At 65.3% G+C, this 16,619-nt stretch carries 12 protein-coding genes; all 12 read left to right on the top strand.

Annotation, left to right across the window (positions count from 1 at the left end):
* Positions 1-19 precede the first annotated feature (19 nt).
* Positions 20-2,413 (top strand): outer membrane protein assembly factor BamA, encoded by a 2,394-nt coding sequence (bamA, locus tag PSPA7_RS07110; protein WP_012074696.1) that lies wholly within the window; start codon positions 20-22, stop codon positions 2,411-2,413.
* Between the two features lie 50 nt (positions 2,414-2,463).
* Positions 2,464-2,970: an OmpH/Skp family outer membrane protein gene (locus tag PSPA7_RS07115; RefSeq protein WP_003153759.1), complete on the top strand. Its 507-nt coding sequence runs from the start codon at positions 2,464-2,466 to the stop codon at positions 2,968-2,970.
* Positions 2,970-4,031, top strand: a complete 1,062-nt coding sequence (gene lpxD / locus PSPA7_RS07120; protein ID WP_003153757.1) for a UDP-3-O-(3-hydroxymyristoyl)glucosamine N-acyltransferase — start codon at positions 2,970-2,972, stop codon at positions 4,029-4,031. The genes PSPA7_RS07115 and lpxD overlap by 1 nt, the downstream gene beginning before the upstream one ends.
* A 45-nt stretch (positions 4,032-4,076) precedes the next feature.
* Positions 4,077-4,517 (top strand): 3-hydroxyacyl-ACP dehydratase FabZ, encoded by a 441-nt coding sequence (fabZ, locus tag PSPA7_RS07125; protein ID WP_003092375.1) that lies wholly within the window; start codon positions 4,077-4,079, stop codon positions 4,515-4,517.
* Positions 4,514-5,290, top strand: a complete 777-nt coding sequence (gene lpxA / locus PSPA7_RS07130; RefSeq protein ID WP_003092373.1) for an acyl-ACP--UDP-N-acetylglucosamine O-acyltransferase — start codon at positions 4,514-4,516, stop codon at positions 5,288-5,290. The genes fabZ and lpxA overlap by 4 nt, the downstream gene beginning before the upstream one ends.
* A 3-nt stretch (positions 5,291-5,293) precedes the next feature.
* Positions 5,294-6,430 (top strand): lipid-A-disaccharide synthase, encoded by a 1,137-nt coding sequence (gene lpxB, locus PSPA7_RS07135; RefSeq protein ID WP_003153755.1) that lies wholly within the window; start codon positions 5,294-5,296, stop codon positions 6,428-6,430.
* A complete protein-coding gene (gene rnhB, locus PSPA7_RS07140; RefSeq protein ID WP_003153754.1) occupies positions 6,430-7,035 on the top strand; it encodes a ribonuclease HII in 606 nt (201 codons plus the stop codon). Before lpxB ends, rnhB begins: the two co-directional genes overlap by 1 nt.
* A 228-nt stretch (positions 7,036-7,263) precedes the next feature.
* Positions 7,264-8,679 (top strand): alanine/glycine:cation symporter family protein, encoded by a 1,416-nt coding sequence (locus PSPA7_RS07145; protein ID WP_012074697.1) that lies wholly within the window; start codon positions 7,264-7,266, stop codon positions 8,677-8,679.
* Between the two features lie 130 nt (positions 8,680-8,809).
* A complete protein-coding gene (gene dnaE / locus PSPA7_RS07150) occupies positions 8,810-12,331 on the top strand; it encodes a DNA polymerase III subunit alpha (protein WP_033996792.1) in 3,522 nt (1,173 codons plus the stop codon).
* Between the two features lie 149 nt (positions 12,332-12,480).
* The gene (gene accA, locus PSPA7_RS07155; protein ID WP_003109333.1) at positions 12,481-13,431 is read left to right on the top strand and encodes an acetyl-CoA carboxylase carboxyl transferase subunit alpha; all 951 of its coding nucleotides are present in this window, start codon (positions 12,481-12,483) and stop codon (positions 13,429-13,431) included.
* Positions 13,432-13,500: 69 nt separating this feature from the next.
* Positions 13,501-14,820: a tRNA lysidine(34) synthetase TilS gene (gene tilS / locus PSPA7_RS07160; RefSeq protein WP_012074699.1), complete on the top strand. Its 1,320-nt coding sequence runs from the start codon at positions 13,501-13,503 to the stop codon at positions 14,818-14,820.
* A gap of 170 nt (positions 14,821-14,990) precedes the next feature.
* Positions 14,991-16,619: a CTP synthase gene (gene pyrG, locus PSPA7_RS07165; protein WP_003092366.1), complete on the top strand. Its 1,629-nt coding sequence runs from the start codon at positions 14,991-14,993 to the stop codon at positions 16,617-16,619.

Here is a 16,619-nt window from a genome sequence, read left to right on the forward strand (position 1 = left end):
GTTGGAAAAAAAGGACTCCATGAAACGCTTTCTGCTACCCGCGCTGCTGTCAGCGCTGATGATCGCCGAGGTTCACGCCGAGTCCTTCACTGTTTCCGATATCCGGGTCAATGGTTTGCAGCGGGTGTCCGCCGGCAGCGTGTTCGCCGCCCTGCCGCTGAACGTCGGCGAGACCGTCGACGACCAGTCCCTCGTCCAGGCCACCCGTTCCCTGTTCAAGACCGGTTTCTTCCAGGACATCCAGCTCGGCCGCGATGGCAACGTGCTGGTAGTCACTGTAGTAGAGCGCCCGTCGATCTCCAGCATCGAGATCGAGGGCAACAAGGCGATTTCCAAGGAAGACCTGCTCAAGGGCCTGAAACAGTCCGGCCTGGCCGAGGGCGAGATCTTCCAACGCGCCACCCTCGAAGGCGTGCGCAACGAGCTGCAACGCCAGTACGTGGCCCAGGGCCGCTACTCGGCCGAGATCAACGCGGAAGTGATCCCGCAGCCGCGCAACCGCGTCGCGCTGAAGATCAACATCAACGAAGGCACGGTCGCTGCGATTTCCCACATCAACGTGGTGGGCAACACCGTCTTCTCCGAAGAAGACCTGACCGACCTGTTCGAACTGAAGACCACCAACTGGCTGTCGTTCTTCAAGAACGACGACAAGTACGCCCGCGAGAAGCTCTCCGGCGACCTCGAGCGCCTGCGTTCCTACTACCTGGACCGCGGCTACATCAACATGGATATCGCCTCCACCCAGGTATCCATCACCCCGGACAAGAAGCACGTCTACATCACCGTCAACATCAACGAGGGTGAGAAGTACACCATCCGCGACGTGAAGCTGACCGGCGACCTGAAGGTGCCGGAAGAGGAAGTGAAGCGCCTGCTGCTGGTGCAGAAGGGCCAGGTGTTCTCGCGCAAGGTGATGACCACCACCTCCGACCTGATCACCCGTCGCCTGGGCAACGAGGGCTACACCTTCGCCAACGTCAACGGCGTGCCGGAAGCCCACGACGATGACAAGACCGTCTCGGTGACCTTCGTCGTCGACCCGGGCAAGCGCGCCTACGTCAACCGCATCAACTTCCGCGGCAACACCAAGACCGAAGACGAAGTGCTGCGCCGCGAAATGCGCCAGATGGAAGGCGGCTGGGCCTCCACCTACCTGATCGACCAGTCCAAGGCCCGCCTGGAGCGCCTCGGCTACTTCAAGGAAGTCAACGTCGAGACCCCGGCGGTTCCCGGCACCGACGATCAGGTCGACGTCAACTACAGCGTCGAAGAGCAACCGTCCGGCTCGATCACCGCCAGCGTCGGCTTCGCCCAGAGCGCCGGCCTGATCCTCGGCGGCTCGATCAGCCAGAACAACTTCCTGGGTACCGGCAACAAGGTCAGCATCGGCCTGACCCGCAGTGAATACCAGACCCGCTACAACTTCGGCTTCGTCGACCCCTACTGGACCGTCGACGGCGTCAGCCTCGGCTACAACGCCTTCTACCGCAAGACCGACTACGACGAGCTCGACGTCGACGTCGCCAGCTACTCGGTGAACAGCCTGGGCGCCGGTATGAGCATCGGCTACCCGATCAGCGAGACCTCGCGCCTGACCTATGGCCTGAGCGTGCAGCGCGACCAGATCGACACCGGCCGCTATACCGTGGACGAGATCTACGACTTCCTCGACAAGGAAGGCGACAACTTCACCAACTTCAAGGCTTCCATCGGCTGGTCCGAATCGACCCTGAACAAGGGCGTGCTGGCCACCCGTGGACACTCGCAGAGCCTGACCCTGGAAACCACCCTGCCGGGCAGCGACCTGTCGTTCTACAAGATCGACTACCGCGGGCAGGTCTTCGCCCCGCTGACCGACAACTACACCATGCGCTTCCACACCGAGCTGGGCTATGGCGACGGCTACGGATCCACCGAGCGCCTGCCGTTCTACGAGAACTACTACGCCGGCGGCTTCAACTCGGTGCGGGGCTTCAAGGACAGTACGCTGGGGCCGCGCAGTACTCCGTCAGTCGCTCGCGATGCCAATGGCAATCGCCTGCCCGACGGAGTACCGGATTCAAAAGGTCGCTATACCGACCCGGACCAGGATCCCGAAGCCTTCGGTGGTAACATCCTGATCACCGGCGGCGCCGAGCTGCTGTTCCCGATGCCGTTCGTCAAGGACCAGCGCCAGCTGCGTACCGTGCTGTTCTGGGACGTGGGTAGCACCTTCGATACCGACTGCCCGACCAAGACCACCACCAACTGCGACGGCATCAAGACCGACAACATCGCCAGTTCGGTGGGTGTCGGCCTGACCTGGATCACCGCGCTGGGCCCGCTGAGCTTCAGCCTGGCGACCCCGATCAAGAAGCCGGACAACGCGGAAACCCAGGTCTTCCAGTTCTCCCTGGGCCAGACCTTCTGATTTGTACGTAGTACCGAGTAACGAAACCATGCTTTGTGCAGGAGTGCATCGTGCGTAAGTTCACCCAGTTCGTCCTGATCACCGCGGCCATCATGGCGGCTCCTTCGGCGTTCGCTGAAATGAAGATCGCGGTGCTCAACTACCAGATGGCGCTGCTCGAGTCCGATGCCGCCAAGCAATACGCCGTGGATGCCGAGAAGAAGTTCGGCCCCCAGTTGAACAAGCTGAAGAACCTCGAGCGCGACGCCAAGGCACTGCAGGACAAGCTGGTTTCCAACGGCAGCAAGATGTCCCAGGGCGACCGCGAGAAGGCCGAGCTGGATTTCAAGCAGAAGGCCCGTGACTTCCAGTTCCAGTCCAAGGAGCTGAACGAGTCGAAGGCCGCCGCCGACCGCGACATGCTGAAGAAGCTCAAGCCGAAGCTGGACCGGGCCGTCGAGGAAACCATCAAGAAAGGCGGCTACGACATGGTCATCGAGCGTGGCGCCGTGGTCGACGTCAAGCCGCAGTACGACATCACCCGCCAGGTGATCGAGCGGATGAACCAGCTGCGTTGATGATGAGTACCTTGTCCTACACCCTGGGCCAGCTGGCCGCACATGTCGGCGCGCAAGTCCGTGGCGACGCGGACCTGCCGATCCAGGGCCTGGCGACCTTGCAGGAAGCCGGACCGGCCCATCTGAGCTTCCTGGCCAATCCGCAGTATCGCAAGTACCTGCCCGAAAGCCGTGCTGGCGCCGTCCTGCTGACGGCTGCCGACGCCGACGGGTTCGCCGGTACCGCACTGGTGGTGGCCAACCCCTACCTGGCCTATGCCAGCCTGTCGCACCTGTTCGACCGCAAACCCAGGGCTGCTGCCGGCATCCATCCGACCGCCATCGTCGCGGCGGACGCCGAGGTCGATCCGAGCGCCAGCGTCGGCGCTTATGCGGTGATCGAGAGCGGCGCGCGCATCGGCGCCGGCGTCAGCATCGGCGCGCACTGCGTGATCGGCGCCCGCAGCGTGATCGGCGAAGGCGGCTGGCTGGCGCCGCGGGTCACGCTCTACCACGACGTCAACATCGGCGCGCGGGTGAGCATCCAGTCCGGCGCGGTGATCGGCGGCGAAGGCTTCGGCTTCGCCAACGAGAAGGGCGTCTGGCAGAAGATCGCCCAGATCGGCGGGGTGACCATTGGCGACGACGTCGAGATCGGCGCGAACACCACCATCGACCGTGGAGCACTGTCCGATACGCTGATCGGCAACGGTGTGAAGCTGGACAACCAGATCATGATCGCGCACAACGTGCAGATCGGCGATCATACCGCCATGGCCGCTTGCGTCGGCATTTCCGGCAGCGCCAAGATCGGCAGGCACTGCATGCTCGCCGGCGGTGTCGGCCTGGTCGGGCATATCGAGATCTGCGACAACGTTTTCGTGACCGGCATGACCATGGTGACCCGCTCGATCACCGAGCCGGGATCGTATTCCTCCGGTACCGCCATGCAACCGGCGGCCGAATGGAAAAAAAGCGCCGCGCGCATTCGTCAACTGGACGACATGGCGCGTCGACTTCAGCAGCTGGAAAAACGCCTGGCTGCCGTGACCTCAAGCGGTGACGCTTCATCTGATGCGTAATTGACGTTTTTTGCGTCACCCTTTTCTGAACAGGCTCCCCCTAACATGATGGACATCAACGAGATTCGCGAATACCTGCCTCATCGCTACCCTTTCCTGCTGGTGGATCGGGTGGTAGAGCTGGACATCGAGGGCAAGCGCATTCGCGCCTACAAGAATGTCAGTATCAATGAGCCGTTCTTCAACGGACATTTCCCGGAACATCCGATCATGCCGGGCGTGCTGATCATCGAGGCGATGGCCCAGGCGGCCGGTATCCTCGGTTTCAAGATGCTCGACGTGAAGCCGGCCGACGGTACCCTGTACTACTTCGTCGGTTCGGACAAGCTGCGCTTCCGCCAGCCGGTCCTGCCGGGCGACCAGCTGCAGTTGCACGCCAAGTTCATCAGCGTCAAGCGCAGCATCTGGAAGTTCGACTGCCACGCTACCGTCGACGACAAGCCGGTATGCTCGGCCGAAATCATCTGTGCGGAACGCAAACTATGAGTTTGATCGATCCTCGCGCCATCATCGATCCGAGCGCCAGACTGGCGGCTGACGTCCAGGTGGGCCCGTGGTCCATCGTCGGGGCGGAAGTGGAGATCGGTGAAGGGACGGTGATCGGTCCGCACGTGGTGCTCAAGGGGCCCACGAAGATCGGCAAGCACAACCGCATCTACCAGTTTTCCAGCGTCGGCGAGGACACTCCCGACCTGAAATACAAGGGCGAGCCGACGCGCCTGGTGATCGGTGACCACAACGTGATCCGCGAGGGGGTGACCATCCATCGCGGAACCGTCCAGGATCGCGCGGAAACCACCATTGGCGACCACAACCTGATCATGGCCTACGCGCATATCGGCCATGACAGCGTGATCGGCAACCATTGCATCCTGGTGAACAACACAGCGCTGGCCGGGCATGTCCACGTGGACGACTGGGCGATCCTCTCCGGCTACACCCTGGTGCACCAGTACTGCCGGATCGGCGCGCACAGCTTTTCCGGCATGGGCAGCGCCATCGGCAAGGACGTCCCGGCCTACGTGACGGTCTTCGGCAACCCGGCCGAGGCGCGTAGCATGAACTTCGAAGGCATGCGCCGGCGCGGCTTCAGCAGCGAGGCGATCCATGCCCTGCGGCGTGCCTACAAGGTGGTCTATCGCCAGGGGCATACCGTCGAGGAGGCCCTGGCCGAACTGGCCGAAAGCGCGGCGCAGTTCCCCGAGGTCGCGGTGTTCCGCGACTCGATCCAGAGCGCCACCCGCGGCATCACCCGCTGACCCATGGCTGGCAGATTGCGTGTAGCCCTGGTCGCCGGCGAGGCGTCCGGGGATATCCTCGGTTCCGGCCTGATGCAGGCGCTGCGGGCGCGGCATCCTGAGATCGAGTTCATCGGCGTCGGCGGTCCGCGCATGGAGGCCGAAGGGCTGTCCAGCTATTTCCCCATGGAGCGCCTGTCGGTGATGGGCCTGGTCGAAGTGCTGGGGCGCCTGCCGGAGCTGCTGCGGCGGCGCAAGCGCCTGATCCGTACGCTGATCGACGCCCGCCCGGACGTGATGATCGGCATCGACGCTCCCGACTTCACCCTCGGCGTCGAGCACCGGTTGCGCCAGGCCGGCCTGCGTACCGTGCACTACGTCAGTCCTTCGGTGTGGGCCTGGCGGCAGAAGCGGGTGCTGAAGATCCGCGAGGCCTGTGACCTGATGCTCGCGCTATTTCCCTTCGAGGCGCGTTTCTACGAGGAGCATGGCGTTCCCGTGCGTTTCGTCGGCCATCCGCTGGCCAACACCATTCCCCTGCAGGCGGATCGCGTGGCGGCTCGCGAGCGGCTCGGGCTGCCGCTGGACGGACAGGTCGTGGCGCTGATGCCGGGCAGTCGTGGCGGAGAGGTCGGCAAGCTTGGCGAACTGTTCCTCGACACCGCCCAGCGCCTGCTCGGCGAGCGGCCGGGCCTGCGTTTCGTGCTGCCCTGCGCCAGTGCCGCGCGGCGCGAACAGATCGAGCGGATGCTCCAGGGCCGCGAGCCTCTGCCATTGACGCTACTCGACGGCGCTTCCCACGAAGCGCTGGCCGCCTGCGATGCGGTGCTGATCGCCTCCGGCACCGCGACCCTCGAGGCGCTGCTCTACAAGCGGCCGATGGTGGTCGCCTATCGGGTCGCCGGGTTGACCTACCGGATCCTCAAGCGCCTGGTGAAAAGCCCCTACATCTCTCTACCCAACCTGCTGGCCGGGCGCCTGCTGGTGCCGGAGCTGATCCAGGACGCCGCGACCCCGCGAGCGCTGGCCACGACCCTCTCGCCGCTGCTGGACGACGGTTCGCAGCAGGTCGAATTCTTCGACGCCATCCACCGCGCCCTGCGCCAGGATGCGTCGGCACAGGCGGCGGAAGCCGTCCTGCAACTGGTGGAGCGCCGCTGATGCAACTGGGCCTGGATTTCAACCTGGTCGAGGACCTGGTCGCCGGTGTCGACGAGGTCGGTCGCGGCCCCTTGTGCGGGCCGGTGGTGACCGCCGCGGTGATCCTCGATCCGAGCCGGCCGATCCTCGGCCTGAACGATTCGAAGAAGCTCAGCGAGGCGCGCCGCGAGGCGCTGTTCGAGGAAATCCGCGAGAAGGCCCTGGCCTGGTGCGTCGCCCGCGCCGAGGTCGAGGAAATCGACCGCCTGAATATCCTCCATGCCACCATGCTCGCCATGCAGCGCGCGGTCGAGGGCCTGAGCGTGACCCCGCGCCTGGCCCTGATCGACGGTAACCGTTGTCCCCGGCTGGCGGTGCCCAGCGCACCGGTGGTCAAGGGGGACAGCCAGGTGCCGGCGATCGCCGCGGCATCGATCCTGGCCAAGGTCAGTCGCGACCGGGAAATGGTCGAGCTCGACCGGCTCTACCCGGGCTACGGCATGGCCGGGCACAAGGGCTACCCGACCGCGGTCCATCTCGAGGCGCTTTCCCGCCTGGGTCCCACGCCGATCCACCGGCGTTCCTTTGCGCCGGTTCGCGAATTGCTGGATGCCTCTGTCGAGTAATTGATCGGATAATCGATCGCATGTCGCGTGGATGATCGTATCCGTCGCCTGGTGGCAAGCGGTGGGCCGTGTCAATAGCGGAAAGTCCTGCCCCTTCCTGCCAAGTGCCAATCACAGCGAAATTTCGTTCGGCTCGCACGTCATACCGTATGTGTCCGAAACACGCGGCCTTCTGCCCGGAGGGTCGGCTGACAACAATCCGCCACAAGCGGAACAGGGGAGTTATCCATGCAAGAATTCGCCACTCAGGTCGTCGACCTGCTCAACGGCCTTATCTGGGGCAAGATCCTCATCTGGCTGCTGGTCGGTTGCGGCCTGTACTTCACCGTGCGCCTGGGCCTGATCCAGTTCCGCCACTTCGGCCACACCTTCAGCGTGCTCAAGGGCAGCCGGCAGTCCGACGACTCGGGTATCTCCTCCTTCCAGGCGCTGTGCACCTCGCTGGCGGCGCGGGTCGGCACCGGCAACGTGGCCGGCGTGGCGGTGGCGATCACTCTCGGCGGGCCCGGCGCGGTGTTCTGGATGTGGGCGATCGCCCTGGTGGGCATGGCCACCGGCTTCGTCGAGGCGACCCTCGCCCAGTTGTTCAAGATCCGCGACGACAAGGGCCAGTTCCGCGGCGGCCCGGCCTACTACATGGAGAAAGGCCTGGGTGCGCGCTGGATGGGCATCCTGTTCTCGATCTTCCTGATCATCGCCTTCGGCTTCGTCTTCAACTCGGTGCAGGCCAACACCATCACCGGCGCCATGCAGGGCGCCTTCGGCGTGCCGACCTGGATCAGCGGCATCGCCGTGGTGATCCTCACCGCGCTGATCATCTTCGGCGGCCTGCGCTCCATCGCGCGCTTCTCCGAGCTGGCGGTACCCTTCATGGCGGTGGCCTACCTGCTGCTGGCGGTCGGCATCATCCTGTTCAACCTCAGCGAGCTGCCGGGCGTCCTGGCGATGGTGGTGAAGAGCGCCTTCGGCTGGCACGAGGCCGCCGCCGGCGGCCTCGGCGCGGCGATCCTCAATGGCTTCAAGCGCGGCCTGTTCTCCAACGAGGCGGGCATGGGTTCGGCGCCCAACGCCGCCGCCTCGGCCACCCCCTATCCGCCGCACCCGGCGTCCCAGGGCTACGTGCAGATGGCCGGCGTGTTCATCGACACCCTGCTGATCTGCACCGCCTCGGCGGCCATCATCCTGCTGGCCGGACCGCAGGAAGGCGAGGGCATCATGCTGGTGCAGAATGCCCTGACCAGCCAGGTCGGCGACTGGGGCCGCTACTTCCTGGCGGTGATCATCCTGTTCTTCGCCTTCACCTCCATCGTCGCCAACTATTTCTATGCCGAGAACTGCCTGGTCTTCCTCGAGCACAACCACCTGGCTGGCCTGCTGATCTTCCGCCTGATCGTGCTGGCCATGGTGATGTTCGGTGCGATGGCTTCGCTGCCGTTCGTCTGGAACCTCGCCGACGTGTCGATGGGGCTGATGGCGATCACCAACCTGATCGCGATCCTGCTGCTGTCCAACCTGGCGATCAAGCTGGCCAGGGACTACAACGCCCAGCGCAAGGCCGGCAAGCTGCCGACCTTCGATGCCAGCCAGTTCCCGGAAGTCCAGCGGAAGCTCGAGCCGGGCATCTGGGACGACCGCCGCGCCTGAGCGCGTGGGCGGGCGACGTCGCGTGACGAACCCCACGCGCATCGCCCGCTCTTGAACCTGTAGCTTTGCCACCAGGCCCGGTACAATCCGGGCCTTGTCGTTTTTGCGTTATTTCTGCTCCGGGGCCTTCATGACCGTATCCTTCGTTCACCTGCGTCTGCATACCGAATTCTCCCTGGTCGACGGCCTGGTCCGGGTCAAGCCCCTGGCCAAGGCGGTGGCGGGACTGGGCATGCCGGCGGTGGCGGTCACCGACCAGAGCAACATGTGCTCGCTGGTGAAGTTCTACAAGACCGCCATGGGTGCCGGCATCAAGCCGATCTGCGGGGCCGACATCTGGCTCGCCAGCCGCGAGGAAGACGGTCCGCTCAGCCGCCTGAGCCTGCTGGCGATGAACGCCAGGGGCTACCGCAATCTCACCGAGCTGATTTCCCGCGGCTGGAGCGAAGGCCAGCGCAACGGCGAGATCATCATCGAGCGCGACTGGGTCAAGGCGGCGGCGGAGGGCCTGATCGCGCTGTCCGCGGCCAAGGAAGGCGAGATCGGCCACGCGCTGCTCGACGGCGAGGAGGCCAAGGCCGAGGCGCTGTTGCGCGAGTGGATGGAGGTGTTCCCCGAGCGCTTCTACGTCGAAGTGCAACGTACCAGCCGGGTCAACGACGAGGAGCACCTCCACGCGGCGGTGGCTTTGGCGTCACGCTGCAACGCGCCGCTGGTGGCGACCAACGACGTGCGCTTCATCAGGCAGGAAGACTTCGAGGCCCACGAGACCCGCGTCTGCATCGGCGAGGGGCGGACCCTCGACGATCCGCGGCGGCCGCGCACCTATTCGGACCAGCAGTACCTGAAGTCGCCGGCGGAAATGGCCGAGCTGTTCAGCGACCTCCCCGAGGCACTGGAGAACACCGTCGAGATCGCCAAGCGCTGCAACATCGAGGTGCAGCTGGGCAAGTACTTCCTGCCGGACTTTCCCACGCCCAATGGCATGGGTATCGACGACTACCTGCGGCACGCTTCCTTCGAAGGCCTCGAGGAGCGCCTGGAGGTGCTGCTGCCGAAGGATACCCCGGACTACGAGGCCAGGCGCCAGGTCTACGTCGACCGTCTGAACTTCGAGCTCGACATCATCATCCAGATGGGCTTCCCCGGTTACTTCCTCATCGTGATGGACTTCATCAAGTGGGCGAAGAACAACGGCGTGCCGGTAGGCCCCGGGCGGGGCTCGGGCGCCGGCTCGCTGGTGGCCTACGTGCTGAAGATCACCGACCTCGACCCGCTGGCCTACGACCTGCTGTTCGAACGTTTCCTCAACCCGGAACGGATCTCCATGCCCGACTTCGACGTCGACTTCTGCATGGAAGGCCGCGACCGGGTGATCGACTACGTGGCCGATGCCTACGGGCGCAACGCGGTCAGCCAGATCATCACCTTCGGCACCATGGCGGCGAAGGCTGTGGTGCGCGACGTGGCCCGGGTCCAGGGCAAGTCCTACGGCCTCGCCGACCGGCTGTCGAAGATGATCCCGTTCGAAGTCGGCATGACCCTGGAAAAAGCCTACGAGCAGGAAGAAATGCTCCGCGACTTCCTCAAGAGCGACGAGGAAGCCGCCGAAATCTGGGAGATGGCCCTCAAGCTGGAAGGCATCACCCGTGGTACCGGCAAGCACGCCGGTGGCGTGGTGATCGCGCCGACCAAGCTGACCGACTTCTCGCCGATCGCCTGCGACGAGGAAGGCGGCGGCCTGGTGACCCAGTTCGACAAGGACGATGTGGAGGCGGCCGGCCTGGTGAAGTTCGACTTCCTCGGCCTGCGGACCCTGACCATCATCAAGTGGGCGATGGAGATCATCAACCGCGAACAGGCCAAGAAGGGCCTGGAACCGGTGAACATCGACTTCATCCCGCTGGACGACAAGCCGACCTACGCGCTGTTGCAGAAAGCCGAGACCACCGCGGTGTTCCAGCTCGAATCGCGCGGCATGAAGGAGCTGATCAAGAAGCTCAAGCCGGACTGCCTGGAAGACCTCATCGCCCTGGTGGCGCTGTTCCGCCCGGGCCCGTTGCAGTCGGGCATGGTGGACGACTTCATCAACCGCAAGCACGGCCGCGCCGAGCTGTCCTATCCGCATCCCGACTACCAGTACGCCGGCCTGGAGCCGGTGCTCAAGCCTACCTACGGCATCATCCTGTACCAGGAACAGGTGATGCAGATCGCCCAGGTCATGGCCGGCTACACCCTCGGCGGCGCGGACATGCTGCGCCGGGCCATGGGCAAGAAGAAGCCGGAGGAAATGGCCAAGCAGCGCGGTGGCTTCATCGAGGGCTGCAAGAACAACGGCATCGATGCCGACCTGGCGGGCAACATCTTCGACCTGGTGGAAAAGTTCGCCGGCTACGGCTTCAACAAGTCGCACTCGGCCGCCTACGGCCTGGTCTCCTACCAGACCGCCTGGCTGAAGACCCACTTCCCGGCGCCGTTCATGGCCGCGGTGCTCACCGCGGATATGCAGAACACCGACAAGGTGGTGACGCTGATCGAAGAATGCCGGCACATGAAGCTGCGTATCGTCGCGCCGGACGTGAACAACTCCGAGTTCCGCTTCACCGTCGACGACGACGGCCGCATCGTCTACGGCCTGGGTGCGATCAAGGGCGTCGGCGAAGGGCCGGTGGAGGCGATCACCGAGTGCCGCGCCGAAGGCGGGCCGTTCAACACCCTGTTCGACTTCTGCGACCGCGTCGACCTCAAGCGCATCAACAAGCGCACCCTGGAAGCGCTGATCCGCGCCGGCGCGCTGGATCGCCTCGGGCCGCACTACCACGACGAGCTCAAGGCCTACCAGGCCACCGTCGACCTCAATCGCGCGGTGCTGCTGGCAGCGATGGAGGAAGCGATCCAGGCCGCGGAGCAGACCGCGCGCAGCCACGACAGCGGGCACATGGACCTGTTCGGCGGGGTCTTCGCCGAGCCGGAGGCGGATGTCTACGCCAACCACCGCAAGGTCAAGGAGCTGACCCTCAAGGAACGCCTGAAGGGCGAGAAGGACACCCTCGGCCTGTACCTGACCGGCCACCCGATCGACGAATACGAAGGCGAGGTGCGGCGCTTCGCCCGCCAGCGCATCGTCGAGCTGAAGCCGGCGCGCGATACCCAGACGGTGGCAGGGCTGATCGTCAACCTGCGGGTGATGAAGAACAAGAAGGGCGACAAGATGGGCTTCGTCACCCTCGACGACCGCTCCGGGCGGATCGAGGCCTCGCTGTTCTCCGAAGCCTTCGCCGCGGCCCAGTCGCTGCTGCAGACCGACGCGCTGGTAGTGGTCGAGGGCGAGGTCAGCCAGGATGACTTCTCCGGCGGCCTGCGCCTGCGCGCCAAGCGCGTGATGAGCCTGGAGGAGGCGCGCACCGGGCTGGCGGAGAGCCTGCGGATGAAACTGCACGCCGACCTGTTGAAGGGCGACCGCCTGCGCTGGCTGGGCGAACTGTTCAACCGCCATCGCGGTTCCTGTCCGATCACCCTGGACTACACCAGCGCCGACGCCAAGGCCCTGCTGCAGTTCGGCGAGAGCTGGCGGGTGGATCCGGCGGACGATCTGATCCAGGCATTGCGTGACCAGTTCGGGCGCGACAACGTCTTCCTCAATTATCGTTAATCGCGATGGGCGATAACGCCGTTGTTCCGCGCTCTGCGGCGGGAAAACGCGGATCGCCCTTGCTCCCGGCTCGACCCCTGGCGCCCGATCCCGTAAGGTAGGGCGCCAAACGGAAACGGCCCACTAGAATCTGCGCACGACGGAAGCCTATGAACCCGAACTTTCTTGATTTCGAACAGCCGATCGCCGACCTGCAAGCCAAGATCGAAGAGCTGCGCCTGGTGGGCAACGACAATGCGCTGAACATCAGCGACGAAATCTCGCGTCTGCAGGACAAGAGCAAGGCGCTCACCGAAAACATCTTCGGCAATCTGTCCAGCTGGCAGATCGCCCAGCTCGCGCGCCATCCCAAGCGTCCCTATACCCTCGATTACATCGGCTACCTGTTCAGCGATTTCGAGGAGCTGCACGGCGACCGGCATTTCGCCGACGACCCGGCGATCGTCGGCGGCGTTGCCCGTCTCGACGGTTCCCCGGTGATGGTCATCGGCCACCAGAAAGGCCGCGAGGTGCGCGAGAAGGTGCGGCGCAACTTCGGCATGCCGCGTCCGGAAGGCTATCGCAAGGCCTGCCGCCTGATGGAAATGGCCGAGCGCTTCAAGATGCCGATCCTGACCTTCATCGACACGCCCGGCGCCTACCCGGGCATCGATGCCGAGGAACGCGGCCAGAGCGAGGCGATCGCCTGGAACCTGCGGGTGATGGCACGGCTGAAGACGCCGATCATCGCCACCGTGATCGGCGAGGGCGGTTCCGGCGGCGCGCTGGCCATCGGCGTCTGCGACCAACTGAACATGCTGCAATACTCCACCTACTCGGTGATCTCGCCGGAAGGCTGCGCGTCCATCCTCTGGAAAACCGCCGAGAAGGCGCCGGAAGCCGCCGAGGCCATGGGCATCACCGCCGAGCGCCTGAAAGGCCTGGGTATCGTCGACAAGGTCATCGACGAACCGCTGGGCGGCGCCCATCGCGATCCGGCGAGCATGGCCGAATCGATCCGTGGCGAACTGCTGGCGCAACTGAAGATGCTCCAGGGCCTGGAAATGGGTGAGTTGCTGGAGCGTCGTTACGACCGCCTGATGAGCTACGGCGCGCCGTAAGCCGTCCGGCGCACTGGTACGATCGACAAGCCCGGCATTCGCCGGGCTTGTCGCATGAGGAGCGCAAGCATGCCGGCAGTGCCGCTCGAATCCCGTCTGTTACAGGCCCTGGCGCCCTGGCGCGAAGCGAGGGGCTGGTGCGTGGCTTTTTCCGGCGGGCTGGATTCCACGGTGTTGCTGCACCTCCTGGCCCGCCTGGCCCGGAGCGAAGCCCTGCCGGCGCTGTCGGCGCTGCATGTCCATCATGGCTTGCAGACTGCGGCGGACGCCTGGCCGGCGCACTGCCAGGCGGTCTGCCGGTCGCTGGGCATCCCGCTGCGGGTCGAGCGGGTGCAGGTCGCCGTTACCGGCAGCATCGAGCAGGCGGCGCGCGCTGCCCGTTATCGCGCATTCCAGGCGAGCCTGGGCGAAGGGCAGGTGCTGCTCACCGCGCAGCATCTCGACGACCAGGCCGAGACCCTGCTGTTCCGCCTGTTGCGTGGTGCCGGCCTGCGCGGCCTGGCGGCGATGCCGGCGAGCCGGCCGCTGGGCGGTGGCCGCCTGTGCCGGCCCTTGCTCGGGGTTTCCCGCGCCGAACTGGAAGCCTATGCGCAGACGCACCGGCTGGACTGGGTGGAGGATCCTTCCAACCAGGACCCGCGCTTCGCGCGCAACTACCTGCGCCAGGAGGTCATGCCGCGTCTCGCCTCCCACTGGCCGCAGGCCGCCGCCGGCATGGCGCGCTGTGCGGCGCACCTGCGCGAGGCCGAAGAGCTGCTGGGTGAGCTGGCGGCCATCGACCTCCGAGCCTGCCGCGCACCCTCGGATCCGGACTGGCTGGACCTGCCCCGGATCGCCCTGGAACCTTTGCGCCGCCTCGGCGCCGCGCGCCAGCGCAACCTGCTGCGGGCGTGGCTGGCACCGCTGACGCGCTTGCCGGACAGCGACCACTGGGCCGGCTGGGAATCGCTGCGCGACGCCGGCGAAGATGCCGACCCGATCTGGCGCCTGGAGAGCGGCGAGCTGCGCCGCGGCGCGGGGTGCCTCTGGTGGCTGCCGGCGGCCTGGCGCGCGGCGGCGGGACCGTTCGTCTGGGAACATCCCGCCCATCCGCTGGCGCTGCCCGGCAACGGTCGACTGGCATTGCTCGGCGAACTTCCGCCCGGTCCGCTGCGCGTCGACTACCGGCGGGGTGGGGAAGTACTGGCCCTGGCCGGGCGCGGTCGCCGCGACCTCAAGCGTTTGCTCAACGAGGCGGGCGTACCGAGCTTCCTGCGCGGTCGTTTGCCGCTACTCTTCCGCGCCGACGAACTGCTCGCGGTGGCCAACATTCCTGGCCTGGACGGTCCCCGCGAGGGAGGCTGGCGGTTGTCCTGGAGCCCGCCGACGAACGACCCGGGTTTGAGCTAGTAAGCCGTTTCCAGTAGACTACGCTCCCGTCTTGTACTGCTCCCGCCGATTCCCTCCGGAATCAGCAGGAGTTTGCTTTGCCCACGGATTTGTCCGTGGCGGGAGCTGGCCTCCCTTCTCCGAATCCCCGGCGGCTGATCCCGCCTAAACGCTGACTTCTAGGGTTTTTCATGACGCGCTACATCTTCGTCACGGGTGGTGTTGTTTCTTCATTGGGGAAAGGCATCGCTTCGGCTTCTCTGGCTGCGATCTTGGAAGCGCGTGGCCTGAAGATCACGATGCTCAAGCTGGACCCTTACATCAACGTGGACCCGGGCACCATGAGCCCGTTCCAGCACGGTGAGGTCTTCGTGACCCAGGACGGCGCCGAGACCGACCTGGACCTGGGCCATTACGAGCGCTTCGTTCGTACCACCATGACCCAGAACAACAACTTCACCACCGGCCGCGTCTACATGGACGTGCTGCGCAAGGAGCGCCGCGGCGACTACCTGGGCGCCACCGTGCAGGTGATCCCGCACATCACCGACGAGATCAAGCGGCGCATCATCAAGGGCGCCGGCGATGCCGACGTGGCCCTGGTGGAGATCGGCGGCACCGTCGGCGACATCGAGTCGCAGCCGTTCCTCGAGGCGATCCGCCAGCTGCGCGTCGAGATCGGCGCCAAGCGCGCGATGCTGATGCACCTGACCCTGGTCCCGTACATCGCCACCGCCGGCGAAACCAAGACCAAGCCGACCCAGCACTCGGTCAAGGAGCTGCGCTCCATCGGCCTGCAGCCGGACGTGCTGGTCTGCCGTTCCGACCACCCGATCGACGTCTCCTCGCGGCGCAAGATCGCGCTCTTCACCAACGTGGAAGAGCGCGCGGTGATCGCCCTGGAAGACGTCGACACCATCTACCGCATCCCGTCGGTGCTGCACGCCCAGGGCCTGGACGACATCGTCGTCGAGCGCTTCGGCCTGGAATGCGGCCAGGCCGACCTGTCCGAGTGGGACCGGGTGGTCGATGCCAAGCTCAACCCCGAGCGTGAAGTCACCATCGCCATGGTCGGCAAGTACATGGAACTGCTCGACGCGTACAAGTCGCTGATCGAGGCGATGACCCACGCCGGCATCCAGAGCCGCACCAAGGTCAACCTGCGCTACATCGACTCCGAGGACATCGAGCAGCAGGGCACCAGCCTGCTGGAAGGCGTCGACGCCATCCTGGTCCCGGGCGGCTTCGGCCTGCGCGGCGTGGAAGGCAAGATCAGCACCGTGCAGTACGCCCGCGAGAACAAGATCCCCTACCTGGGCATCTGCCTGGGCATGCAGGTCGCGGTCATCGAATACGCGCGCAACGTGCTCGGCTGGAGCGATGCCAACTCCACCGAGTTCGACAAGTCCAGCGGCCATCCAGTGGTCGGCCTGATCACCGAATGGCAGGACGCGACCGGCGCCACCGAGATCCGCACCGAAGCTTCCGACCTGGGCGGTACCATGCGCCTGGGCGCCCAGGAATGCCAGTTGCAGACCGGCACCCTGGTGCACGACTGCTATGCCAAGGACGTGATCGTCGAGCGCCATCGCCATCGCTACGAAGTGAACAACAACCTGCTGCCGCAACTGGAGCAGGCTGGCCTGAAGATTTCCGGCCGTTCCGGCGACGGCGCCCTGGTGGAAGTGGTCGAGGCCCCGGAACATCCGTGGTTCGTCGCCTGCCAATTCCACCCGGAGTTCACCTCCACACCGCGTGATGGCCACCCGCTGTTCAGCGGTTTCGTCAACGCCGCGCTGAAATATTCCGGGAAGGCCTGA

This window comes from Pseudomonas paraeruginosa PA7 (assembly GCF_000017205.1).
Lineage (GTDB): Bacteria > Pseudomonadota > Gammaproteobacteria > Pseudomonadales > Pseudomonadaceae > Pseudomonas > Pseudomonas paraeruginosa.

Excerpts from the sequence above, each read along its gene's own strand:
- lpxA (WP_003092373.1), top strand. The coding sequence starts at position 4,514 with ATGAGTTTGATCGATCCTCGCGCCATCATCGATCCGAGCGCCAGACTG.
- lpxD (WP_003153757.1), top strand. The coding sequence starts at position 2,970 with ATGATGAGTACCTTGTCCTACACCCTGGGCCAGCTGGCCGCACATGTC.
- PSPA7_RS07145 (WP_012074697.1), top strand. The coding sequence starts at position 7,264 with ATGCAAGAATTCGCCACTCAGGTCGTCGACCTGCTCAACGGCCTTATC.
- bamA (WP_012074696.1), top strand. The coding sequence starts at position 20 with ATGAAACGCTTTCTGCTACCCGCGCTGCTGTCAGCGCTGATGATCGCC.
- pyrG (WP_003092366.1), top strand. The coding sequence starts at position 14,991 with ATGACGCGCTACATCTTCGTCACGGGTGGTGTTGTTTCTTCATTGGGG.
- fabZ (WP_003092375.1), top strand. The coding sequence starts at position 4,077 with ATGATGGACATCAACGAGATTCGCGAATACCTGCCTCATCGCTACCCT.
- dnaE (WP_033996792.1), top strand. The coding sequence starts at position 8,810 with ATGACCGTATCCTTCGTTCACCTGCGTCTGCATACCGAATTCTCCCTG.
- tilS (WP_012074699.1), top strand. The coding sequence starts at position 13,501 with ATGCCGGCAGTGCCGCTCGAATCCCGTCTGTTACAGGCCCTGGCGCCC.
- rnhB (WP_003153754.1), top strand. The coding sequence starts at position 6,430 with ATGCAACTGGGCCTGGATTTCAACCTGGTCGAGGACCTGGTCGCCGGT.
- lpxB (WP_003153755.1), top strand. The coding sequence starts at position 5,294 with ATGGCTGGCAGATTGCGTGTAGCCCTGGTCGCCGGCGAGGCGTCCGGG.
- accA (WP_003109333.1), top strand. The coding sequence starts at position 12,481 with ATGAACCCGAACTTTCTTGATTTCGAACAGCCGATCGCCGACCTGCAA.